The organism is Kaistella montana (assembly GCF_024436175.1).
Taxonomy (GTDB): Bacteria; Bacteroidota; Bacteroidia; order Flavobacteriales; family Weeksellaceae; genus Kaistella; species Kaistella montana.
The window spans coordinates 576,061-600,312 of the sequence record NZ_JANFQP010000001.1 but is presented as its reverse complement, the minus strand read 5'-3'; the positions used below and the strand labels follow the sequence as shown (position 1 = coordinate 600,312).

General features: G+C 36.1%; 20 protein-coding genes. 13 read left to right on the top strand and 7 right to left on the bottom strand.

Translation table 11 applies throughout. The features are described 5' to 3' along the window. Positions 1-21 precede the first annotated feature (21 nt). Positions 22-2,148, top strand: coding sequence for a S9 family peptidase (locus NOV28_RS02870; protein WP_255927370.1), 2,127 nt, complete (start codon positions 22-24; stop codon positions 2,146-2,148). Positions 2,149-2,213: 65 nt separating this feature from the next. Here the strand turns inward: NOV28_RS02870 and NOV28_RS02865 are convergent, their stop codons facing one another. Further along, on the bottom strand, positions 2,214-2,510 hold the full coding sequence (locus NOV28_RS02865; RefSeq protein WP_255927368.1) for a type II toxin-antitoxin system RelE/ParE family toxin: 297 nt from the start codon (positions 2,508-2,510) through the stop codon (positions 2,214-2,216). Further along, the gene (locus NOV28_RS02860) at positions 2,500-2,784 is read right to left on the bottom strand and encodes a hypothetical protein (protein WP_255927366.1); all 285 of its coding nucleotides are present in this window, start codon (positions 2,782-2,784) and stop codon (positions 2,500-2,502) included. The genes NOV28_RS02865 and NOV28_RS02860 overlap by 11 nt, the downstream gene beginning before the upstream one ends. A 44-nt stretch (positions 2,785-2,828) precedes the next feature. On the opposite strand from NOV28_RS02860, the gene NOV28_RS02855 reads away from it, so the two are divergent. From NOV28_RS02855 to NOV28_RS02825, 7 genes are all read left to right on the top strand, one after another. Further along, positions 2,829-4,484, top strand: a complete 1,656-nt coding sequence (locus tag NOV28_RS02855; RefSeq protein ID WP_255927364.1) for a peptide MFS transporter — start codon at positions 2,829-2,831, stop codon at positions 4,482-4,484. A 136-nt stretch (positions 4,485-4,620) separates the two neighbouring features. After that, positions 4,621-6,126 carry a peptide MFS transporter gene (locus NOV28_RS02850; protein ID WP_255927362.1) on the top strand — a complete coding sequence of 502 codons (1,506 nt, stop codon included), beginning with the start codon at positions 4,621-4,623 and terminating at the stop codon, positions 6,124-6,126. Positions 6,127-6,261: 135 nt separating this feature from the next. Further along, complete coding sequence (locus NOV28_RS02845; protein WP_255927360.1) at positions 6,262-7,773, top strand: peptide MFS transporter; 1,512 nt, start codon at positions 6,262-6,264, stop codon at positions 7,771-7,773. A gap of 38 nt (positions 7,774-7,811) precedes the next feature. After that, positions 7,812-8,345, top strand: a complete 534-nt coding sequence (locus NOV28_RS02840) for a thioredoxin family protein (protein WP_255927358.1) — start codon at positions 7,812-7,814, stop codon at positions 8,343-8,345. Positions 8,346-8,445: 100 nt separating this feature from the next. Further along, positions 8,446-10,536 carry an ATP-dependent DNA helicase RecG gene (recG, locus tag NOV28_RS02835; protein WP_255928683.1) on the top strand — a complete coding sequence of 697 codons (2,091 nt, stop codon included), beginning with the start codon at positions 8,446-8,448 and terminating at the stop codon, positions 10,534-10,536. A gap of 81 nt (positions 10,537-10,617) precedes the next feature. After that, complete coding sequence (locus NOV28_RS02830) at positions 10,618-13,044, top strand: DUF5686 family protein (RefSeq protein ID WP_255927356.1); 2,427 nt, start codon at positions 10,618-10,620, stop codon at positions 13,042-13,044. A 40-nt stretch (positions 13,045-13,084) separates the two neighbouring features. After that, the gene (locus NOV28_RS02825) at positions 13,085-13,321 is read left to right on the top strand and encodes a hypothetical protein (RefSeq protein WP_255927354.1); all 237 of its coding nucleotides are present in this window, start codon (positions 13,085-13,087) and stop codon (positions 13,319-13,321) included. On the opposite strand, the gene folP is transcribed toward NOV28_RS02825, so the two are convergent. Beyond that, the gene (gene folP / locus NOV28_RS02820; RefSeq protein ID WP_255927352.1) at positions 13,318-14,172 is read right to left on the bottom strand and encodes a dihydropteroate synthase; all 855 of its coding nucleotides are present in this window, start codon (positions 14,170-14,172) and stop codon (positions 13,318-13,320) included. The two genes, NOV28_RS02825 and folP, sit on opposite strands and share 4 nt — an antisense overlap. A 94-nt stretch (positions 14,173-14,266) precedes the next feature. Here folP and NOV28_RS02815 point away from each other — a divergent pair, with 94 nt between their 5' ends. From NOV28_RS02815 to tpiA, 4 genes are read left to right on the top strand one after another with little or no spacing between them, the layout of a single operon-like run. Next, positions 14,267-14,833: a DUF1599 domain-containing protein gene (locus tag NOV28_RS02815; RefSeq protein WP_255927351.1), complete on the top strand. Its 567-nt coding sequence runs from the start codon at positions 14,267-14,269 to the stop codon at positions 14,831-14,833. Between the two features lie 29 nt (positions 14,834-14,862). Next, a complete protein-coding gene (locus NOV28_RS02810) occupies positions 14,863-15,948 on the top strand; it encodes a BT_3928 family protein (protein WP_255927349.1) in 1,086 nt (361 codons plus the stop codon). A 26-nt stretch (positions 15,949-15,974) separates the two neighbouring features. Continuing rightward, the gene (locus NOV28_RS02805; RefSeq protein ID WP_255927347.1) at positions 15,975-16,325 is read left to right on the top strand and encodes a TerB family tellurite resistance protein; all 351 of its coding nucleotides are present in this window, start codon (positions 15,975-15,977) and stop codon (positions 16,323-16,325) included. Between the two features lie 37 nt (positions 16,326-16,362). Beyond that, positions 16,363-17,124 carry a triose-phosphate isomerase gene (gene tpiA / locus NOV28_RS02800; protein ID WP_255927345.1) on the top strand — a complete coding sequence of 254 codons (762 nt, stop codon included), beginning with the start codon at positions 16,363-16,365 and terminating at the stop codon, positions 17,122-17,124. A 74-nt stretch (positions 17,125-17,198) separates the two neighbouring features. On the opposite strand, the gene clpP is transcribed toward tpiA, so the two are convergent. The 3 genes from clpP to NOV28_RS02780 form a co-directional block, all read right to left on the bottom strand. Next, positions 17,199-17,882: an ATP-dependent Clp endopeptidase proteolytic subunit ClpP gene (gene clpP / locus NOV28_RS02795; RefSeq protein ID WP_255927343.1), complete on the bottom strand. Its 684-nt coding sequence runs from the start codon at positions 17,880-17,882 to the stop codon at positions 17,199-17,201. Positions 17,883-17,969: 87 nt separating this feature from the next. After that, positions 17,970-19,898 carry a DNA primase gene (gene dnaG, locus NOV28_RS02790; RefSeq protein ID WP_255927341.1) on the bottom strand — a complete coding sequence of 643 codons (1,929 nt, stop codon included), beginning with the start codon at positions 19,896-19,898 and terminating at the stop codon, positions 17,970-17,972. 615 nt (positions 19,899-20,513) lie between these two features. Then, the gene (locus tag NOV28_RS02780) at positions 20,514-21,536 is read right to left on the bottom strand and encodes a 3-oxoacyl-ACP synthase III family protein (protein WP_255927339.1); all 1,023 of its coding nucleotides are present in this window, start codon (positions 21,534-21,536) and stop codon (positions 20,514-20,516) included. A gap of 91 nt (positions 21,537-21,627) precedes the next feature. Between NOV28_RS02780 and NOV28_RS02775 the strand changes: the two genes are divergently transcribed. After that, positions 21,628-22,530, top strand: a complete 903-nt coding sequence (locus tag NOV28_RS02775; protein WP_255927337.1) for a magnesium transporter CorA family protein — start codon at positions 21,628-21,630, stop codon at positions 22,528-22,530. 112 nt (positions 22,531-22,642) lie between these two features. Here NOV28_RS02775 and NOV28_RS02770 read toward each other — a convergent pair whose 3' ends face one another. After that, entirely contained in the window at positions 22,643-24,223 is a 1,581-nt protein-coding gene (locus NOV28_RS02770; protein WP_255927335.1) for a DHA2 family efflux MFS transporter permease subunit, read from the bottom strand. Positions 24,224-24,252: the final 29 nt, after the last annotated feature.

The following is a 24,252-nucleotide window of genomic DNA, read 5'->3' as shown; positions in this document are numbered from 1 at the left end:
GAGAATTATCAAATTTAATTCATGAAAAAAATCTTCTTATCCATTTCCGTAATCGCTTTTGTAAGCGCGTTCGCACAAGAAATAACACTAGATAAAATATATTCCGGATATTACCGCGGTAAAGGAATTTCGGGAATCGCCTCCTTAAAAAACGGTGAAAATTATGCCGTAATCGAGCCTACAGGAATTGCAAAATATTCTTATAAAACCTCTCAGAAAGAAGGAAATATTGTCGATGGAAATTATCAGTCTTATATTTTTAATGATGATGAATCGAAAATTCTTTTGTTGAAAGACAGCGAACCTATTTATAGACATTCTTTCCTCGGAAAATTCGATGTAAAAGATTTAAAATCCGGAAAAGTTTTGAATTTAAATAACGGAAACTTCGTTCAGGAACCTACTTTTTCGCCTGACGGAACTAAGGTTGCATTTATTTCAGACAACAATCTTTTCTACCAAGATTTGAGTTCAGAAAAAATTACACAAATTACCACAGACGGTAAGAAAAATTCAATTATAAACGGACTTGCAGATTGGGTTTACGAAGAAGAATTCGGGCACGCAAAACAATACGAATGGACTAAAAATTCGGATGCAATCGTCTTTGTAAAATCCGATGAAACCGAGGTTCCGGAAATGTATATTCCGATCTATGAGAAACAACTTTACCCTTCGGAAATGCGTTTTAAATATCCAAAAGCTGGAGAGAAAAACTCGGTAGTTTCAGCACATTTATATCGTTTAGATTCTGATAAAACGATTGCTTTAAATTTATCAAACTTTAAGAATTATTACATCCCGAATGTTTATAAAACTGCAAAATCTGATGAAATTGTTTTGATTACTTCTGAAAGATTACAAAATGCTTCCGATGTTTTAAAAGTGAATACCAAAACCGGAAATATCCAGAAATTATTTACTGAAACGGATGAAAAATGGGTGGATACCGATAATGTTACTTTAGAATTTCTAGACGATAATTCATTCATTTGGGGATCAGAGCGCGACGGAAATCGCCATTTATACTGGTACGACCAAAACGGAAAACTGAAAAAACAAATCACCAAAGGAAATTGGGAAGTAACTGATTATTACGGATTTAACCCAAAAACAAAAGAAGTTCTTATTCAAACTACCGAAAAAGGAAGTATCAACAAAGTAGTTTCCAAAGTAAATATTGAGAACGGAAAATCTACTTTACTTTCAAACAGCGAAGGTAATAACAGTGCGAGTTTCAGCGGAAATTACAATTATTTCATCGAAACTTCCTCCACTTCTACAAAACCTTACACCTACGTTTTAAAGGATGGAAACGGGAATATCGTAAAGGAACTTCAGAACAATAACGAGCAGCTGAAAAAACTTCAAGCCGATAATATGGTGACTAAAGAATTTTTCACGATTCCGAACGAAGCCGGCGATCAAATGAACGCTTGGATAATGAAGCCGAAAAACTTCGATCCGAACAAGAAATATCCGTTATTTATGTTCCAATATTCAGGGCCAGGCTCGCAAAGTGTTTCTAATTCTTGGGATGCTGGAAACGGTTTATGGTTCAATCATTTGGTTCAGCAAGGTTATATTGTTGCTTGTGTAGATGGTCGCGGTACCGGCTACAAAGGGACCAAATATAAAAAAGTAACTTACTTAAATTTAGGAAAATACGAAATCGAAGATCAAATTGCAGCCGCAAAATGGTTCGGAAAACAATCTTACATTAATAAAGACAGAATCGGAATTTTCGGTTGGAGTTTCGGTGGTTATATGGCAAGTTTAGCGCTGACAAAAGGTGCAGACGTTTTCAAAACAGGAATTGCTGTAGCGCCGGTTACAAATTGGAGATATTATGATTCCGTTTACACCGAAAGATTCCTAAGAACTCCGCAGGAAAATGCAAAAGGTTATGACGAGAATTCGCCAACAGAATTTGCAAAATTATTGAAAGGAAAATTCCTATTAATCCACGGAACTGCTGATGATAACGTACATTTCCAAAATTCAATGGAGTTTTCGGAAGCTTTAATTCAGAACAAAAAACAGTTTGAATTTATGGCATATCCCGATAAAAACCACGGAATTTTTGGCGGAAATACAAGACCACAACTTTACCAAAAAATGACGAATTTTATATTGGAAAATTTGTAAAAATCGGAAGCTTAAAGCTGGAAGAAGATAAATTAAAACCGCAGAAGAAATTCTTTTGCGGTTTTTTATTTTGGTCTTTTATCAATGTTTTGATTTCCTTGAAACACAGCATTTATGCTGGTCAATTTTCGGTTTTCATCAACTTGATAGAAAATAATGTATGTGTATTTTTTGAAAGGTAAGCCTCTAAAATTTTTGTAATATATTTGATAAAAAGGATTTTGAATAATTTTTTGTAAAGTTTGCTCGTAATCTTTCACGAAATTTTGAGCAACTTTAATAGAAGTTTCTTTTTTGTAATAAGTAACTGCCTCTTTAATATTAGCTCTCGCAGTTGGCGAAATTCTAATTTTATAGCCCATATTCTTTTCTTAATTCAGCTAAAAATTCTTCATTATCTTGATATTCAGAATCTTCAATATCTTCCTGATTATCGAGTATATTTTTCTGATTTTCAGATAGATTATAGATTTTTTCTTCTTTTATTTTAGTGTATTTCTCCTTCAAAAAATCAATATAATCATTCACATTCCCTAAAAGTTCTTTGGGTAGTGTTTTAAGATTATTTTCTAAATCTTTTATTGTGATTTCCATTTTTAGGCCTTTATTTTTATCAAAGTTAGAAAAATTTTTCATTCAATTTAAAAAACTTATTTTTGGGAAATAAGAAATTTAAAATTATGAAAAGTAAACATCCAAAAGGTTTACCCTATCTTTTTTTCACTGAAATGTGGGAAAGATTCGGCTATTATTTAATTCTCGGAATTTTTGTATTATATCTCATTGAACCCCAAGGAATTGGTGGCGGATTAGGAATAACCGATAAAAACGCCGACGATATTTTCGGTACTTACATTGCCTTAACTTATTTAACTCCATTTATTGGTGGATTTTTGGCAGATCGGGTTTTAGGTTATATCAAATCGATTTATTTGGGCGGAATTTTAATGGCTGCTGGATATATCGGAATGGGAATTTTCAAAGATATGACTTTGTTTTATTGCTCGTTGGGATTAATTATTATTGGAAATGGCTTCTTCAAACCAACTATTTCTACCCTTCTGGGAAATCTCTACAGCGAGGAACCTTACAAAGCAAACAAAGATTCAGGCTACAATATTTTCTATATGGGAATTAATATCGGAGCGTTTATTTGCAATATTATTGCGGCTTTCATGAGGAATAAATTCGGTTGGGGCGAAGCTTTTATCACCGCTGGAGTCGGAATGTTGATAGGATTGGTTATTTTCTCAATCGGGATGAAACATTATCGCCACGCCGCCATAATGAAACCAAGTGAAGAAGGCGATACGAAACTTTCTGAGATCTTGTTAAAGGTTTTCGTTCCTGCAATTATCGCTGGAGCCATTGGCTGGTTTATCCCAGGAAATATCATAGGAAGTGATTCTACAGATGCGTTTATTTTCGCGACAATTCCTGTAATTTATTTCTATGTTTCCCTTTATTTTAAGGCCAATCCCGAAGAAAAACCTTCAATTGGTGCATTACTTTCAATATTTCTGATTTCCATGTTTTTCTGGGCTGTTTTCAAGCAAAACGGAACCGCACTTACAAGATGGGCCAATTATTATACCGATCGCAGCGTAACTCCTGCTTTGGAAAAACCTTTGGAATCAATCTACATGGTAGAAGGTTTATCTTATGAAAACAAAGAAGTTCCGGTTTACGACGATCAGTTCCGTGCTCAAAAAGACGAAAATAAAACGACCATAAAAGAACAGGGAAAAGATGTTTACTTTAAAAATATTTCCCCAGAAAAGCGAGCGAGTTTAGAATCAGGTTCTAATAATCAGGTTTTTCTTTACAATACCGAGCTCTTTCAATCCATTAATCCATTTTGGGTAATTGTTTTAACCCCTATTGTAGTTGGGGTTTGGATGCTATTAAGACGTAGAGATAAAGAACCTTCTACCCCTTCGAAAATTGTTATCGGACTTTTCATTTCCGCACTTTCCTGTTTGGTGATGGTTTTGGCTGTTCAAGCAGGAGAAAATGGTGTCATCAAAGTATCGCCGTGGTGGCTTGTCGCAAGTTATGGAGTGATCACAATTGGTGAACTTTGTCTTTCTCCTATGGGACTTTCATTTGTCTCTAAAATTTCACCGGCCAGAATTACTGCGTTGATGATGGGTGGTTTTTTCCTAGCAAATTCCGTTGGGAACAAGCTTTCGGGGATTTTAGCAAGTACCTGGTATGATTATGAAAACAAAACCAATTATTTTTTAGTCAATTTCGCTTTACTTATTTTCGCCACTTTACTCGGACTTTCAATGCTGAAAAGATTGAATAGAATCATGAAGGAAAAAGGACATTAAGATTATAAGAAAATCATCAATAGACAAAAATCGCAGAACATATCTGCGATTTTTCTGTTTAAAAACCTAAAATGTCTTTGCAAAAAGCCAAAAAAAACTATATTTGCTAATCTTAACAAAATTTAACAATAAAAATATGGATACAGCAGTGCAAAAAGGGCACCCGAAAGGTCTCTATCTTTTGTTTATGACAGAAATGTGGGAGCGTTTCTCTTATTATGGCATGCGTGCCATTTTCGTTCTTTACATGACGAAAATGCTTTTAATGGGTGACGCCGAAGCTTCAGAAATCTACGGAAGTTATACCGGATTGGTTTACCTTACTCCGCTTTTAGGTGGCTATCTTGCGGATCGTTTTCTGGGGAACAGAAGAAGTATTGAAATTGGTGGAATCTTAATGGCTTTAGGGCAATTCGTACTATTTTTCAGTGCATCAACCTCCGGAGCACCAGCAATCACTTTGATGTGGGTTGGTCTTACCATGCTCATCATCGGGAATGGATTCTTCAAACCGAACATTTCAACAATGGTTGGCCAACTTTATCCAAAAGGAGACAGAAGAGTTGATTCTGCTTTCACTATTTTCTATATGGGGATTAACCTCGGAGCATTCTTTTCACCACTGATTTGCGGTACTTTAGCAGAAAAAGTTGATTTCAAATGGGGATTCTTAGCTGCAGGTATTGGTATGATTATCGGTTTAATTACCTTCTTTTTACAAAAAAACAAATTGCTTGTTGATCATGAGCAAAAACCTATCGGAATGCCTACAAACAAATTTGGTATTGCACAATTTGGTCTTGTTTTAGGTTCTATCGCTGTAATTTTCTTTTTGATGAATTTCAAAACAATGTTCAACAGCGATCTCGATATCATTGGTTATTTAATTTATGGTGCGATGATTGCGATGCCACTTATCGTTTTAACCGATAAATCTTTAACCAAAGAAGAGCGCGAGCGAATCATGGTAATTTTCATCCTTGCATTCTTTGTTATCTTCTTCTGGGGAGCATTTGAACAAGCCGGAGCTTCTTTAACCATCTTTGCGGACAGACAGACTGACAGAAATTTATTCGGCTGGGAAATGCCAGCAAGTTATTTCCAATCGGTGAATCCGTTAGCAATTATCTTATTGGCACCATTATTTTCTTCTTTATGGTTGAGATTAGGAAACAGAGGTTTAGAGCCTTCTTCACCAAAGAAAATGGCAATTGGCTTGTCTTTAGTTTCTTTAGGTTATGTAGTAATCGCATTTGCAGTTTACGGACTTGGACTTATGGACAAAGTTTCTATGTTCTGGTTGATCGCTCTTTATGTAATCCATACCATGGGAGAACTTTGCCTTTCACCAATTGGACTTTCAATGGTTTCTAAACTTTCACCGGCACGTTTTTCATCTTTATTAATGGGAACTTGGTTCTTGGCAAATGCTGCTGCGAACAAGTTTGCAGGTACTTTATCCGCATTGATTCCTGGAAGTGGCGAAGACGGACAAGGCGCTGCTACCACTCATTTCTTAGGTTTCGAAATCAGCAACTTGTTCGATTTCTTCCTTGTTTTCATCGTAATGTGTGGCGTTGCAGCAGTAATTCTTTTCGTAATGAGCCGTTGGTTAGAAAAGAAAATGCACGGAGTAAATTAATCCAGAAAAAACATTTAATATCACAAAAACCACTGATTATTCAGTGGTTTTTTCTATTTTCGTAAAAGCAATTTGCCAGAAATTTGATCTTTCATCCGCAAATTGATATTCAAAATCAAATTCATCAATCTCATTATGAATCTTACACTCGAACAAATACAGGATTTTAAAGGCAAATATCCTCGACAAATTTGGTCATTATTTTTCTCTGAAATGTGGGAACGTTTCTGCTTCTACGGAATGCGCGGAATGCTTGTTTTCTTCATGATTTCTCAATTAAAATTTGGCGATCAGCAAGCCAATCTTCAATATGGAGCCACACAAGCTTTCGTGTACGCTTTCACCTTTGTTGGTGGACTTTTCGCTGATAAAATTTTAGGTTTCAGAAAATCACTTTTTTGGGGAGGATTATTAATGATTGTCGGAAGTTTAATTCTCGCCACCAATCCTCACGATTATTTCTTTCTCGGTATTGCATTTACCGTTGTGGGAACAGGATTTTTCAAACCCAATATTTCCACAATGGTCGGAAAACTCTACAAATCTGGAGATTCCAGAACTGATGCCGGATTTTCACTGTTTTATGCGGGAATTAATTTGGGCGCATTGCTCGGAGGTTATCTTTGCATCGCCATCGGAAAGGGTGAAATGCTTTCAAACCTTATTCCTGAAGACAAAAGATGGAACGTTGCTTTTGGTTTGGCTGCAGTGGTAATGGTGGTAAGTTTGATTAATTTCGTGTTTACTCAAAGAAGATTAGGACCAATTGGTTTACCTCCAATGAAAATTTTGTCTGATGGTTCTGCTGTTGCATTAGAAAAGTGGAAAGAATATGGCGTTTATGTACTTTCATTAATCTTCGTACCGCTGATTATGACAATGGTTTCCGTTCCCGAATACACCGATTTATTCATGTACATCGTGGGTCCGGCAACCTTACTTTATCTTTTTTATGAAATGACAAAAGTGAATTCCGCGGAAAGAAAAAAACTTTGGGCAGCTTTGGTTTTCATTATTTTCTCTATTATTTTCTGGGGAATTTACGAGCAATCCGGAGGTTCACTAAGTATTTTTGCAGCAAATAACCTCAATAAAGATTTGTTAGGATTAGATCCAAACGGCGTTAATAATTCCGGAGGTGCGTTTTTCATCATCTTTTTGGCGCCATTGGTCGGTTTATTCTGGATTTGGTTGAGCAAAAGAAAATTGGAACCCAATACGTTAATCAAATTTGGTTTAGGATTCATTTTCCTTGGTTTAGGATACTACATCTTATTTGCCACCCGAATTTTCGCTGATTTACAAGGAGTTACTTCATTAAATATTTTCACCATCGCATTATTGGTTATCACTTTTGGGGAACTTTGTCTTTCACCGATCGGACTTTCGATTATGACTAAACTTTCCACCGAAAAACTTCAAGGAATGATGATGGGAATGTGGTTTCTGGCTTCTGCTTACGGACAATATGTAGCGGGAATCATTGGTGCAAATATGGCTACAGCAGACGAAAATGCTTCCAATATGGATAAATTTTTAACCTACACCGAAGGCTACAAACAACTAGGAATTTATGCATTAATCGCAGGTGTTGTTTTGATCATTATTTCGCCTTTCGTGAAAAAATTAATGCAAGAAGTAAGATAATTTTTTAACTAAAGCTAATTTTTGCTATCCAACCCTCGATGAAAAAATTTACTTATTTATTTTTCCTTTTAATCGTATCTTTCGCTTATTCACAAGTGAGGTGGATGAGTTTGGAACAAGCGGTGAAAGCTCAAAAAAATCAACCTCGGAAAATCTTAATCGATTTCTATGCAGATGGTTGCGAACCATGCAAAATCATGGAAAATAAAACTTTCAACCATCCAGTGATCGCGAAATATCTGAATGAAAACTATTATCCTGTGAAGTTCAATGCGGAAAGCAAAGAAAATATCACTCTTTTCGGAAGGACTTTTGCAAACAATAACCAACCCGATAAAAAAGGAAAAAATTCCATACACGATTTCGTTAAATTTATGAATGTAACTACAGTTCCTACTACTGTTTTTTTGGATGAGCAAACCATGCCGATTACCATTTTGCAAGGAGCGCTCACCGCGAAGGAAATGGAACCTTATATTCCTTTTATCGCCAATGATGATTATAAAAAAATTGACACCCGCGAACAATGGGAAAATTATCAGAAAAAATTCAAATCATCCATTAAAGATTAGCAGAACAAGAATTTTCCTTTAATAAATCAAGACTTTCAAATTAATTTTTGGAAGTCTTTTTTATTTTACCGAAATTCGCCTTCATCTTAATTCAAGAAAAATCGACTTAGAAACGCCCATAGAATTCATCAAAGGAATCGGTCCGGAACGCGCCAAATTCATTCGAAATGTCTTGGGAATCGCGACAGTTGAAGACTTTCTCACATTTTATCCGCTGCGCTACATCGATAAAAGCAAAATTTACCAAATAGGCGATTTAAAACAAGAACCGGAAGTCGAAGTTCAGTTCAAAGGAAAAATCACAGATTTACAAGAAATCGGTTACGGTAAAGGTCAAAAACGACTTTCAGCAAAATTTCGCGACGAAACCGGAACGCTGGAATTGGTTTGGTTTCGCTATTCAAATTGGATGAAAGAGCAAATTCCACTGAATCGGGAAATCTTTATTTTCGGAAAAGTAAATCTTTTCAACAACAATTACTCAATGCCACATCCGGAAATAGAAATTGATGAGAAAAAAGCACTTTACGGCTCGCTTCTTCCCATTTATCCAGGAAGTGAAAAACTTTCGAAAAGAGGCATTAATAATAAATTTTTTCAAAATATTCTTTCGGAAATCACTCAAAGTTTACCTTTATTGATGCAAGAAAATTTGCCCGATACTTTGATGAAAAATTTAAAATTAATCGGAAGAATTCCCGCGTTTTATCACATTCATTTTCCGAAAGATTTCAATCATTTTGAGCACGCCAACCGAAGAATTAAATTTGAGGAAGCATTTTTCTTTCAATTGGGTTATGGTTTGAAAAAGCAGCATCAAAAAGCATCTGTTCTCGGAAATCCTTTCCCGAAAATTGGAGAAAACTTCAATAATTTTTACGAAAACAAGCTTCCTTTCGAGCTTACCAACGCACAAAAACGCGTTTTGAAAGAAATCCGAACCGATATGAAAAAGCCAATTCAAATGAACAGGCTTTTGCAAGGTGATGTAGGTTCCGGAAAAACAATGGTAGCATTGCTTACCATGTTAATCGCGATGGACAACGGTTTTCAAAGCTGTATGATGGCTCCGACGGAAATTTTGGCGCAACAACATTTCAATTCCATCCATGAATTATTGGAAGGCACAGAAATCAAAGTTCGGCTTTTAACAGGTTCTACGAAAACGTCCGAAAGAAAAATAATTCATGAAGAATTGCTCAGCGGCGAACTTTCAATTTTAGTAGGAACACACGCGGTTTTGGAAGATATCGTTCAATTTAAAAACCTCGGACTTGCGATTATCGATGAACAACACCGTTTTGGGGTCGCGCAAAGAGCCAAACTTTGGGCTAAAAATAAAATCGCTCCTCATATTTTGGTGATGACTGCAACGCCAATTCCGCGAACCTTGGCGATGAGTTTTTACAGCGATTTGGACGTTTCCATTATCGACGAAATGCCGGTCGGAAGAAAACCCATCCTCACCGCTCACAGAAGGGAAAAAGACCGACTTTCAGTTTTTAGATTTGCCAAAGAAGAAATCGAAAAAGGCCGACAAATTTATTTCGTATATCCATTAATTGAAGAATCGGAAACTTTGGATTACAAGAATTTAATGGAAAATTTCGACCATATTGTAGAATTTTTTGAAGGAAAAAATGTGACAATGCTTCACGGACGAATGAAACCTGCAGAAAAAGATGCGGCAATGCAGTATTTCGCCTCCGGAAAAGCGGAAATCATGGTCGCAACAACCGTAATCGAAGTTGGTGTAAATGTTCCGAATGCTTCTGTAATGATCATCGAAAGTGCGGAAAGATTCGGTTTGTCGCAGCTTCACCAACTTCGCGGAAGAGTCGGTCGTGGTGCGGAACAGAGCTATTGTATTTTAATGACTTCAGATAAACTCAGCAAAGAAAGCCGAACACGAATCAAAACAATGACCGAAACCAACGATGGATTCAAAATTTCAGAAGTCGATATGCAACTTCGCGGTCCCGGCGATATTTTGGGAACCCAACAAAGCGGCGTTGTAGATTTCAAAAAACTCGATTTGGTAAGCGACGGAAAGATCATTAAAGCAGCAAAATCTGCAGTTGAGCAACTATTACAGAAAGACGCTCATTTAGAGCATCCAGAAAATTTAAGCCTCAGAAATTACTATCTAAAGCAATATAAAGGTAAAAACAAATGGGGCCGGATTTCTTAACCAAAAATGACATAAAATTTAAGTTAGATAAATATTATTTAACCCACGATTGATGCTGAAAATTTGAATACTTTTGTCAATATGAAAAAAACATTCTTCCTACTCTTTTCCATCATTTTTCTGAATATTTTCGGGCAGTCCAAAATTACCGTTATAAAAGCCGGTGAAGGAACTCCAATTTCGAATGCGACAGTGATGTGCAACAGTAAAAATTTAGGAAAAACAAATGCATTAGGAGTTTTGAATTTTCGAACTAAATGTAAAAACATCAACATCAAAGCGGACGGTTTTTATGAAGAAGATGCTGTGGTAGATAAAGTAATGGAAGTGGCTCTCTCAAAAGTTGATCCAAAAATGCAGTCAATAGAAGCGGTGATCATTGCTGATAAAAGCGATCCGCGTGCACTACAAATTCTACAGAAAGTAAACGATAACTATCAAAAAAATTCACCTCAAAGTCTCGATTCCTATTCTTTTAAATCCTACGAGAAAATTTCTTTGGACATCGATGAAGACAGCATAAAAAACTATAACCTGTTCATCGAAAAAAGGTTGGATTCATTGAAAAAAATCCCATTACTGGCACAATCTAAAGAAAAAAAGAAAGATTCTTTGGAAAGTGTGAATGTAATGAAACTGATGGGCTCCAGTAAACTTTTCCTTTGGGAAAGGGCATCAGAATACCTTTATTCAAAAAAATATGGCGAGAAAATCAACGTCCTCGACAATCGAGTTTCTGGTCTGAAACAACCGATTTATGAAATGATGACGATGCGATCCAACAGGAACCGGATTCCACGAGAAATACGCGAAGAAAACCGTACACTTTATCGGTTTTTCCTCACCGATTCCATAGAAATTGAAGGTCGAAAAAATTATGTCATCCGTTTTCGCCAAGTCGATTACAAACAAGCTCCTAATAAAAGAAAATTCAACGGTTATCTTTATGTCGACGCCGAAACTTATGGTTTGAAAAAAATTGAAAGCAACAGCAAGAAAAAAAGCGACGGAAGCATCACAAGTATTTGGAAACCAATCAACAACAAATGGTTTTTGAGCAAAGAAAACTTTAAAATAAAAATGGGTTCTACGGCTTTTGAAACTAAAAAATCCGATGAAAAAGATCAAAAAACCAAGAAAAAATTCGGAAATTACGTTTTTGTAGTCGCTGATTATTTCGATTTCAAAACACCGATTCAGGAAAATAAAAAAGATTTTTCAGGCTACACGATGGCGGTAAAAAATTCCGACGGAAGTATCCTCAATCAATTCAGAACAGATTCGTTAACAGCCCGCGAAATCAATACTTACGAAAAAATCGACAGCGTTGGAAAAAAATATAAACTCGATCAAAAAATAAATGCTTTCACCGGTTTAATTAAAGGAAAAATAAGGGTCGGACAAGTAGATTTTGATGCTTCGCAAATCATTAAATACAATAAGTTTGAAGGAATAAGACTAGGAATTGCAGCTAAACTCAACGAAAGATTTAATAAATATATTTCGCCAGATGCTTATGTTGCTTACGGTTTCAAGGATGAAACATGGAAATACGGAGCCGGAATTGATGTAAAAACCACGCTTGACAAAAACTCATTTTTCAGAGCAGAATATTACAATGATGTTGTTGCTGCAGGTCGTTTCAACGAAAATTTATGGAATTTTAAAATGAAAATCATGAATTCCGGAATTGATTTGAAAAATGACCGATTCTATCATTATGAAGGTTTCAAATTGTCTTTTGAAAATGATTTAAGCAACGCATTAACCATGAATATTTCAGCCAAAAAAGATCGTGAAGAATCTACTTTCGATTATGATTTCATGAATCTTGGTCGAAAATTTGAAAATTTCGCTGGACAAATTACTTTCAAGTACGCACCGAAATCAAAAAACATCATGACGCCTTCCGGAAAATTCACTTACGAGCAGAGTTTTCCTGAATTTTATCTGAATTTTGAACAGGGTTTGAAAACTCTTGGCGGAGATGTCAATTACAGCAGATTCGATGTTTTAGCGCAACATAATTTTAAGACAAAAGCCGGCGTGACGGGCATTCGCGTTTACGGCGGTTTGGTTTCTGGAGAAACTCCAATTTGGAATCATTTCGCGATGAACGGGCTCGGAAATGGAAAAGATAGCTTCAATTTCAACCTCACTTCGTTCTTGGGATTTGCTACTATGGAAAGTGGAAAATACTATAACGATAAGTTTTTGGGTTATTATTTTACGCACAGAATTCCGTGGTATTTCAAAACTTTTGGGAAAAACACCTCGAGTTTTGATGTTGTTTACCGAGGAATTTCAGGCGATATGAAAAATCCGGAATATCATCAATTTGAATTTCAGAAACTAAATCATCTTTATCAGGAAATCGGTTTAGAAAGTAATCATTTCCTCGGAACGCCCTTCAATCTTGGATTTTTCTACAGAGTTGGGTACTACTCCACGCCTTCTTTCAAAGAAAATTTTGCCATCCAACTCAAACTTAATTTTTTAGGATTTTAAGAATTAAAATTACTTTTGCAAAAAAAAAACAGATTATCAAATGAAAATCATTCAGATTAAAGCTTCACAATTTTTTGAAATTTTAAAGTCGAGAGACACATCGATGTGGGAAATTTTTGCCCAAATGATTGATGGAGAAGAAAAAGAACTCATCTTTTTAGATGATGAAGAAAAAATTCTGTTCAATTATATTTTGCCAGTAAACCTCGATCAGCTCAACAAAGATCGTGAAGAATTTGCAAAAGAATATGCCGAAAAACTTTCGGGATTGAATTAATTGTTTAAAAACAAATCAACCGTTTTTTTAGCTTCAGCCACATCGTGAACTCGGAGAATTTTCGCACCTTTCTCCAGCATTTTGAGGTGGAGTTTTTGGGTTTCTTCATTCACCTCTAAAGGCTGTTTCCCCAAAGGTTTATAAATAAAAGATTTCCTTGAAATCCCGATCAATAAAGGATATTTACTGAAACTGATATGCTCCAATTCATCAATCATTTGATGTTGTTGCTCAACAGATTTCCCAAAACCAAAACCAGGATCCAGAATAATATCCTTCACTCCGAAACCTTGCAATTTTTGAATTTTTTCCGAAAAATAACGGTTGACATTCAGGATAATATCTTCGTCAATCAACTTTTCATGCATCGATTCATAGGTCGGGTTTACGTGCATTAAAATATATGGAAGTCCCGTTTTACCGACTGTTTCAAACATTTTTTCGTCAAACATTCCGCCGGAAATATCGTTCACGATATCGAGTCCTTCATTAAAACCAAACTCCACCACTTCAGCATAAAAAGTATCGAGAGAAATCAACGCTTCCGGAAATTCCTTTTTAATAAGAGAAATTATTTTCCCAATTCTTGAAATTTCCTCTGCAGCCGATAAAAACTGAGCATTTGGCCGTGTAGATTGTGGACCCATATCGATAATTTCAGCTCCATTTTTTAACATTTTTTCTGTGTGAATTAAAGCAGATTTTTCATCATTAAACTTTCCGCCATCTGAAAAAGAATCGGGCGTCAAATTAAGGATTCCCATGATTTTCGGTGAAGACAAATCGATGAGTTTTTCTCGACAATTGATAGAAAAAAAAGATGATGTATTGGAGTGAATTTGAGATTTCATAAGCGCAAATTTAGCAAATAGTTGATAGAAACTTACTTGTTTGAACTTCCATCTTCCCTCCAAAATTCTTATCTTTGAAAAGTTTAGAAAATTTATGCAGAAAACATCATTACAATACGACGAAGTGATCAGTGTTTGTCGGGATTTATTCAGTAAAAAGCTTACAGATTATGGCGCTTCTTTTCGAGTGCTCAGAACGCCTTCTTTGACCGATCAAATTTTCATTAAAGTAAAAAGTTTAAGGAATTTTCAAACCACTGGAATTTCCAAAGTTGGTGAATCTGAGGAAGAAAATTTCATCGCAATCGTAAATTATGCGATTATCGGATTAATTCAGTTGGAGAAAGGTTTTGCCGATGATTTCAAGCAAGACAAAAACGAAATTTTAGCACTTTATGACCAATTTGCCCACGAAGCAAAAGAACTCATGATGCGTAAAAACCACGATTACGGAGAGGCTTGGCGCGAAATGAGAATTTCATCGATCACCGATTTAATCTACCAGAAAGTACTTCGAACTAAACAAATCGAAGACAACGCGGGAGAAACATTGGTTTCCGAAGGAATTGATGCCAATTATTTCGATATGCTGAATTATGCGGTTTTCTGTCTGATCAAATTTTCAGAAAATAAATCGGAATTTAAACCTGAAATCATTTAAAAAAATACTGAATTTTCTTATCCTCGACTATGAAACATGTTTTACGAATTGTCATCGCTTTAATTTTCATCGCTTCCGGTTTTGTGAAAGCGGTGGATGTGGTAGGATTTTCCTTTAAATTAGAAGAATATTTTTCGCCATCAGTTTTCAACATGCCGTTTTTCGAAAGTCAGGCGTTGGTGATTGCAATTTTTGTGGTCGTATTGGAATTGGTTTTAGGATTGATGCTTTTACTGAGAATTCGTCTGAAATTCACTCTTTCTGCGCTAATTGCCGTATGTATTTTCTTTGCATTTCTTACTTTTTATTCGGCCTATTTTAATAAAGTTACCGATTGCGGATGTTTCGGAGATGCCCTAAAATTCACGCCTTGGCAAAGTTTCACTAAAGATTTAATTCTGTTGATCGGTTTGATTTTGCTGTGGTTTTTGTACAGAAATCAGTTTCAAATGCTTCAACCGAAAAATCCTTCGAAATATGTTGCGCTTTCGCTTTTTTCAATCATAATGGGTTTCGTTATCGCTCACGGAATTATCCATGAACCTTTGATCGATTTCAGAGATTATAAAATTGGAACCGATTTAAACGCCGAAAAATCAAAAATCGAGAAAGATCCTTCTGAATACAAAACTTTTTATTCATTAAAAAACTCAAAAACGGGGGAAGTTTTAGAAGTAAACCAGGACGATTATGTAAACGATAAAAAATATTGGGAAGAAGGTTCACCATGGAAAATAGAAGACGGAAAAACCACTTCCAAAATCGTGAAAGAAGGCTATTCATCAGAGATTTCGAAGTTTAAACCTGAAAGTTCAGAAGGAATGGATTTAACAGAAGAAATCCTAAAATCTCCAAAAGCGGTTCTTGTTTTTTCTTATCAACCCGACCATGCGGACAAAAATGTTTTAGCAGCAACCGAAGCTAAACTAAAATCTGAGAAAGATGCATTAATCTTGGGGATTTCGACCAATCCGAATACTTTTAAAACGATTAATAATGCAACGATGGATGCTACAGCGATCAAAACAATTGCAAGAAGTAATCCTTTTGTTTTAACTTTACAAAATGGAAAAATCGTTGACAAAATGTCTACGAATGATTATTTAAAGAACTAAATTTCAACAACATATATCACAATACAATGCAAAAATCAAATAAATCAATTGCAGGTTACCATCTTTTAATGATTCTTTCGTCTGTTGATGGGGAATTTGCTCCTGAAGAAGGATTAAAAGTGCAAGAATATCTCGCCGAAGAATTTCCTTTCAAAATGAATCTCGACAACGAGTTGGATGTGATTGCTACACTGAAGCCTGAAGATTGGAAAGATCATTTTGAGTTTCACGCTAGATGTTTCCATGATGATTCTATCGAAGAAGAGAGAAAAAGTTTTGCAGAATTCGCGAAATCATTAATTAAAGCTGATGATAGAGTGAGCGAAGACGAGCATCGTTTTTATAAATTACTAAAAAACATCTGGAATTTGGATTAAAAATTCAGCTTCTAAATTTTAAAATAACTTGAAGATTATGAGAAAAAAAATCGTTGCAGGAAACTGGAAAATGAATAAAAATGTAATTGAAGCCCAACAATTAATGTTTCAATTGCTTGATTACAAAAAAAACAACGCTACCAACTGTGAAGTTTGGATTGCGCCGCCTTCGCTTTATTTAATGATGGCTAAAGATTTATATGAACAAGACGAAATCGGGGTTTTTGCACAAGACATGAGCGAATATGAAAGTGGCGCTTACACTGGTGAAATTTCCGCTGATATGTTGGAATCCATCGATGCAACCGGAGCAATTATCGGCCATTCGGAACGCAGACAATACCACGGAGAAACCGATTCGCACTGCAACAGAAAAGTAAAGTTGGCTTTAGATAAAGGTTTAATTCCAATTTATTGCAACGGCGAAACTTTGGAGCAAAGAAAAGCCGGACAACATCTAGAAGTGGTAAAAAACCAAACTGAAGTTGCACTTTTCACCCTTTCTGCAGAGGAAATTAAGAAAGTTGTCATCGCTTACGAACCTGTTTGGGCCATCGGAACCGGCGAAACTGCATCTCCAGAACAGGCTCAGGAAATTCATGCGCACATCAGAAGCTTAATTGCAGCGAAATACGGACAAGAAGTTGCCGACGAAATTTCGATTTTGTACGGTGGTTCTGTAAAACCAGACAACGCTAAAGAAATCTTCTCACAACCGGATATCGACGGCGGTTTGATCGGCGGAGCGGCTTTGAAAGCTGAAGATTTTGCTAAAATTATTGAAGGTTTTAATTCTTAAAAACCATCCAAATTATAACAAAAAAGAACGCAAATTTGCGTTCTTTTTTTATTGAGGAAAGTAAATTGAATTGATTAATTTTCTACTTTTCTTTCTAAAACTTCGTCCACCATACCGAATTCTTTTGCTTCAGTAGAAGTCATCCAATAATCTCTGTCAGAAGCCTTTTCAACCCACTCATAGGTTTGTCCGGAGTGGATAGAGATAATGTCGTACAACTCTTTTTTGAGTTTCAACATTTCTCTTAAATTAATTTCCATGTCAGAAGCAACACCTTGTGCACCTCCGGAAGGTTGGTGAATCATCACTCTGGAGTGTTTCAATGCGGAACGTTTTCCTTTTTCACCAGCTACCAAAAGCACAGCACCCATCGAAGCTGCCATTCCGGTACAGATTGTAGAAACGTCAGGTTTGATGATTTGCATCGTATCATAAATTCCTAAACCTGCATAAACACTTCCACCAGGAGAGTTGATATAGATTTGGATATCTTTCGAAGCGTCTGAACTTTCAAGAAACAAAAGCTGAGCAGTTACGATATTAGCAACCTGATCATCGATACCAGTTCCAAGGAAGATGATTCTATCCATCATCAAACGAGAGAAAACGTCCATCTGAGCTACATTTAACCGTCTTTCTTCCATGATGTATGGCGTAAGATTGGTCGGGCCGTACATTCCCATGTATTGATCGGTTACCAATCCACTGTTTCCTAAATGTTTTACAGAGAAATCTCTGAATTCTTTTTTTATGTCCATAATATTATTAATTACAAAATTTAAAGTCTATTTTTAACGATTACTAATTTACAAACAATATTCCACAACCAAAAATCCGACAAACTGTCATAAAATCCTGAACAGTTTTTCGTCGATTTCTTTTCTCAATTGATTCAAACTGATAATTTTCTTATATGTTTCTTCATTATTTTCAGAATCCGACAAGCCTTTTTTCATGTCGTGGATAATTTTCATAATATATTCCCTTTTATAACGGAAAATCACGTCCTGTACAATTTTGGGTACTACTTCTTCTTCAGTACTGAAAAAAATCTGATGTTTGCCCCAATCGCTGTTTTCATAAGGTTCTACCAAGGCATCGGCAATTTTTCCTGTAATTTCTTCATCCATTAAAGTCATGAAAAAATTACCAGATCGGAGTTCATTTTCAGAGATTCCCGATTTTATTTCATTGATAATTTTCTGGTTGAGCACCGATTGTATTTCACATTGGTCTTCTTCCAAATGCCCAATAATCTCCTCGATAACGGTAATTTGATAAGGGTTGTTTTCCTCATCGGTCCTATCTAAAATGCGGTCGCCATATTTCAGCATCAATTCCACCATTTTTTCTTCAAGAATAAGCAATGGATTGATTGTTTCGAAAGCCTCAGGAACTTTTTCAAGCTTGGGTTTAACGGCTTGGGGTTCCTGTCTTTGCTGTGGTGAGGTTTGTTGTTTCTGAAGTTGTTTCTGAACATTTAATTCATTAAAAAGCGCTTGTTCGGAAAGTTGGAATTTATTTGAAACTTCTTTTAAATAAATTTCTTGTTTTAAAGCATTTTGAACAAAACCTACAGATTTCACTATGTCTCGGATGGATTCTGCCTTTTTTATCGGATCGTCGCCGGCTTCTTTAAGGAGAATTTCAGCTTTGAAATCGATAAAATCTTTAGCTTCTTTTTGAATGAAATTTTCCACATATTCCTGCGGATGTTTTCTGGCAAAAGAATCGGGATCATCACCATCAGGAAATAGCAAAACCCGAATATTCATCGACTCTGAAAGCAACATGTCGATGCTTCGAAAACTCGCTTTAATTCCGGCTTTATCGCCATCGAAAAGGATGGTTACATTCTCAGTAAGTCTTTTTATTAACTTAATTTGCTCAACGGTTAAAGCGGTTCCAGAACTGGAAACCACATTTTCAATTCCACTTTGGTGAAGCGCGATCACATCCATATAACCTTCCACCAAAAGACAAAGATTGTTTTTGGAAATTGCTTGTTTTGATTGATTTAAACCATAAAGAACATTAGATTTATGATAGATTTCCGTCTCAGGAGAATTGAGATATTTGGCTGTTTTTATATTGTTCTTAAGGATTCTCGCACCGAAACCCAAAACTCTTCCCGAGAAACTATGAATCGGAAAAATCACTCTTTCTCGGAATCTATCAACGCCGTTCGGAGAATTTTCAGGAAATATAGAAAGTCCGGATTTCTCTAAAATTTCTTTGGAATAGCCTTTATCTAGAGCATATTCGGTGAAGGCATTTTTCTTTTCGGGAGAATATCCCAATTGAAATTTCTTGATGATTTCATCGCGAAGCGCTCGTTCTTTAAAATAAGAATAACCGATGGTTTTGCCTTCTTCAGTTTCAAAAAGTTGATCTTGAAAAAAATCGTTCGCGATTTCATGAATCTTGAAGAGCAATTCTTTATCGGTTTGCGACTGTTTTTCGTCTTCGGTAAGTTCTCGGGTATCCTCTTCTATTTCGATTCCGTATTTTTTTGCCGCATGCCGAAGCGCTTCCGGATAGGTAAAATTCTCGATTTCCATGAGGAAAGAAATCGCTGTACCACCTTTTCCGCTAGAGAAATCTTTCCAGATTTGCTTGCTTGGAGAAACCACAAAACTTGCGGTTTTTTCATCATGAAAAGGGCTTAAACCTTTGAAATTGGAGCCGGCTCTTTTAAGCTGAACATATTCACCAATAATTTCTTCAACCCGAATGGTAGAGAAAATTTTATCGATGGTAGCTTTTGAAATCATGGTGTAAAAATAGGAATTTTTTTGAGGAAAATGGAGAAGATTGAAATAGGATTGATATTATGCTCCACTCCTACTTTCCTACGAAAGGGTTTGTTGTTGGAGGAAGAAAGAATAAAAAAAGACTGCACATTATAATAGAGAGTAAAGCCCTATCTATCAAATGCTCCACCACAATACCCCTGTCCTAAAAGGCTGCCATTGCCATCGATCAATCAGGAAATATTTTCCACCAAGATTTCTATCCTACAATGGTTTTCGCGAGTTTCGACGGAACAGATTTTAAGGTTTTCGATTAATAATTTTTCTTAAAAACCCTACCTTTTCTTTTTTTAAATTTCTTTATTAAGACAGAAATTTTTAGATAAAGTTTTGTCTAAAATTAATATTCTCCCACCAAGGAATTCAATTTTCCCGTTGCGGAGTTATATTCTCGTGTTGTAATTTTATATTCCCACAAGATAAAGTTCAATTATTGCGATGTGATTTTATATTCTTGCGTTGTAAAGTTATATTCTTCCATCCGCAATTTTAATTTTCCTGAAAATAGTTCTTCATTAACCCCAACAAAAAACCACTTCCCGAACCGGAAAGTGGTTTTTATTTAATCTTATTTAATTAAAATTCAAACAATACTGAACCCCAAGTAAATCCGCTTCCGAAAGCTGAAATGAGAACCAAATCACCTCTTTTCACTTTACCTTGTTCGATAGCTTCGCTCAATGCAATTGGGATTGATGCAGCCGTGGTATTTCCGTATTTCTGAATATTATTGAATACTTTATCTTCCGAAAGACCCATTTTTTGCTGTACAAACTGGGCAATTCTCAAATTCGCCTGATGTGGAATGAACATATCCAAATCTTCCACAGTTTTTCCTGCAGCATTCAATGCTTCCATCATGGTTTCAGGAAATCTGGTCACCGCATGTTTAAACACGAAATTCCCATTCATCACCGGATAAATCTCAGCATCGGTTACATTTTCAGGTTCCAAACGCATTCTATCGCTCCACCCGAATTTTGAACCTGGGAATTTAGTACACAATTCATCGGCAAATTTTCCTTCAGAATGCATATTGGTACTCAAAATATCACCGGCATTTTCATCCTCAGAAGCCGACAAAATCACTGCTCCTGCTCCATCACCAAAAATCACCGATACACCGCGACCTGCATCGGAAAAATCCAATCCAAAGGAATGAACTTCAGCCCCGACAACGAGAATATTTTTGTAAGTATTGGATTTAATAAAAGCATTGGCAACGCCCATTGCATATACAAATCCAGAACATTGGTTTCTCACATCCAACGCTCCAATTGTGTTGCAGCCAAGCATTTCTTGTAATAGAACGCCACAACCAGGAAAAAAATAGTCGGGTGAAAGTGTCGCAAAAACAATATAGTCTATATCTTTCGCAGATAAACCAGCCATTTTCAAGGCTTTTTCCGAAGCTTTAAAGGCAAGAAACGCGGTGGTTTCTTCGGAATCGTTGCGGTTTTTGCGATGGTGTCTTTCTTTGATGCCGGTTCTTTCCGTGATCCACTCATCACTGGTGGTCATAAGTTTCGACAAATCATCATTGGCAACTATGTTTTCAGGAACATAATGGCCAATTCCTTTAATAATACTTTTAGTCATGAAAATATTTTAATTTGCACAAAGATAAATTTATTTAATATATCAGAAAATCTTTAATTTATTCTTTAAAAAATATCATTAAATTTGTTGAATGCCAATAGAAATTATTTACCGAAACGACCACTGCGAATGGATTGATGTGGAATCTCCAACAGAGGAAGATTTGATTTTTTTACATGAAAGATATAAGATTAACCAGCTTCTTTTGGAAGACACTATTGACCCAAACCATCTCCCGAAATTTGAACAGGATGATGATGTGAATTTTTTTTTGATGCGAGAAAATACCGAACTGGAACGGTCTCACCTAAATACAATCAGTGATATTTCTACCAAATTGGGGGTTTTTCTGATTGGAAATCTCATCATCACCATTCACCGGATGAAGAATCGTAGTATTTATGAATTAAAAAAAGAAATTCTGCTTCCTGAGAATCAGGAGATTAATTCGGAAAGAATTGCTTTGAATTTGGCTTTAAAAGTGATGAAATCTTTTGATGACGAGTCGCAAAACCTGATGGAAACGATGGATAATATCGAAAATGAAATCTTCCTGAAAAATACCAACAATGCCAACCAAATCCGCAGATTGTATAAACTGAAAAGAAAATCGGGGCTGAATACGCGCATCCTGAATATTTCTGCCGATTGGGTTGATAAATTTAAAACCCTAAAACTCAACGAAACCCAAGTTACCGACCTGAAAGACAAACATAAAGACGTAATCGCCGATTTCGAACATCTCAATGCGCAAGTGATCAACTTGATTTCGATGTTTCTAGCATTGAGTGATCAAAAAGCCAATCAGGTGATGAAAGTGCTCGCAATTTACTCGATGTATTTTTTCCCGATTACCTTCATTGCAGGAATTTATGGGATGAATTTCGATAACATGCCGGAACTTCGTCAACCGCTAGGATATTTCTTTACTCTGGGTTTAATGGCTTTTATTTCGTTACTGACTTTCATTTATGTAAGAAGAAAACGGTGGTAGAAAATAGGGATATCGATAATTTTAATTAAAAAAAGCGATTTTAGAATTCTCTAAAACCGCTTTCAAAAAAAAAAAAATTAATTATAAACTACTAAAAACTATATTTTCGTCATTAATGCATCGCTTCGCTGACATCAATTGGTTCTCTACCTTTTCTCTCCTTCACAAACAACACAAAAGGAATGCAGACCAAAAATAACAATCCAAGATAAAGGAAAACGTCCATATAGGATAGTACTGATGCTTGCTTCAACACATTCAGGTCAAGAAGTTTATACGCTGATTGTAAAGCTACATCGGGAGAATATCCTTTTGCTATAAAACTTGCTTTCAAAGCAGCTACTCTTTGTTGAACATCAAAGCTATTGGCATCTAAATGTTGTGCAATATTTTCTCGATGTATGGAAGTTTGATTGGAAATAAAAGTGGTAATTGCCGCAATCCCAAACGAACCTCCTAATTGACGCATCATTCCTGTAAAAGCTGCTCCCTGACCAATTTCTTTACCTTTAAGGGTGCTTAAAGAAAGTGAAGTAATCGGGATAAACAAAAGTCCTAATCCTGCTCCACGAACCATCAGCATCCAGAAGAAATCGTCTTTACCGGTGTTTGGTGTAAGGATTTTATATCCCCAAAAACTGTAAATAAAGAAAATGAGCAATCCTAAGGAAACCAAAATCTGCTGTTTGACTCCTCTGGTCAATAATTTCCCAATAATTGGCATCATAAAAGCTGTTGTAAGCGCCGCAGGAATCATCAATGCTCCAGATTGTAAAGCCGTCCATCCCAAAATACTTTGGGTATATAAAGGCACAATAAAGGTAGATCCATACAACCCGAAACCGAGGATGAATGACATCACCGTACCGATTCGAAGGTTTCCGTTTTTCAAAACTCTCAATTCTACAATCGGGTATTTGCACGAAAGTTCACGCCATAGGAAAAGGATGAATCCTATCACCGCAACTACCGTTAAAATAACAATTTCTCGACTTTCAAACCAATCATCTTCATGCCCTTTTTCCAGAATATACTGAAGTGAACCTACAAATGCTGCCAAAAGTACAATTCCGTACCAATCGACATCTTTCGCCTTTCTTTTCTCTGAATATTTCGGACTTCGCACAAATTGCAGCGTCATCATTACCGCCGCAATTCCAATCGGAATATTGATGTAAAAAATATACGGCCAGCTGTAATTATCGACAATATAACCTCCCAATGGCGGACCGAGGGTTGGGCCAATAATTACTCCTAAACCATAAATTGCTTGCGCCATACTTCTCTTCTCGATCGGATAAGATTCGGTGATAATGGTTTGCGAAGTTACTAAAAGCGCTCCCCCACCAATTCCTTGCACCAATCGGAAAAATACGAGTTCCCAAATATTGGTTGCATTTCCACAAAGGAAAGAAAATACGGTAAAAATAATGATTGATGCTGCGAAATAGTTTCGTCGCCCAAATTGTTGAGAAAGCCAACTCGTCATAGGAACGATAATCACATTCCCGATAGCGTACGCGGTGATCACCCAACCAACTTCGGAAAGTGTGGCACCTAAATTCCCCTTCATTTCGTTCAACGCCACATTGACAATCGTGGAATCTACAATTTCCAGGAGGGCACACAAAATCGCCGTAATCGTGATGATAACGCGTCTTGCGCCATATTCAACTAATGAATCCTGTTCCATATTGTTGTTTGTTTGGATCATAAAGGAGG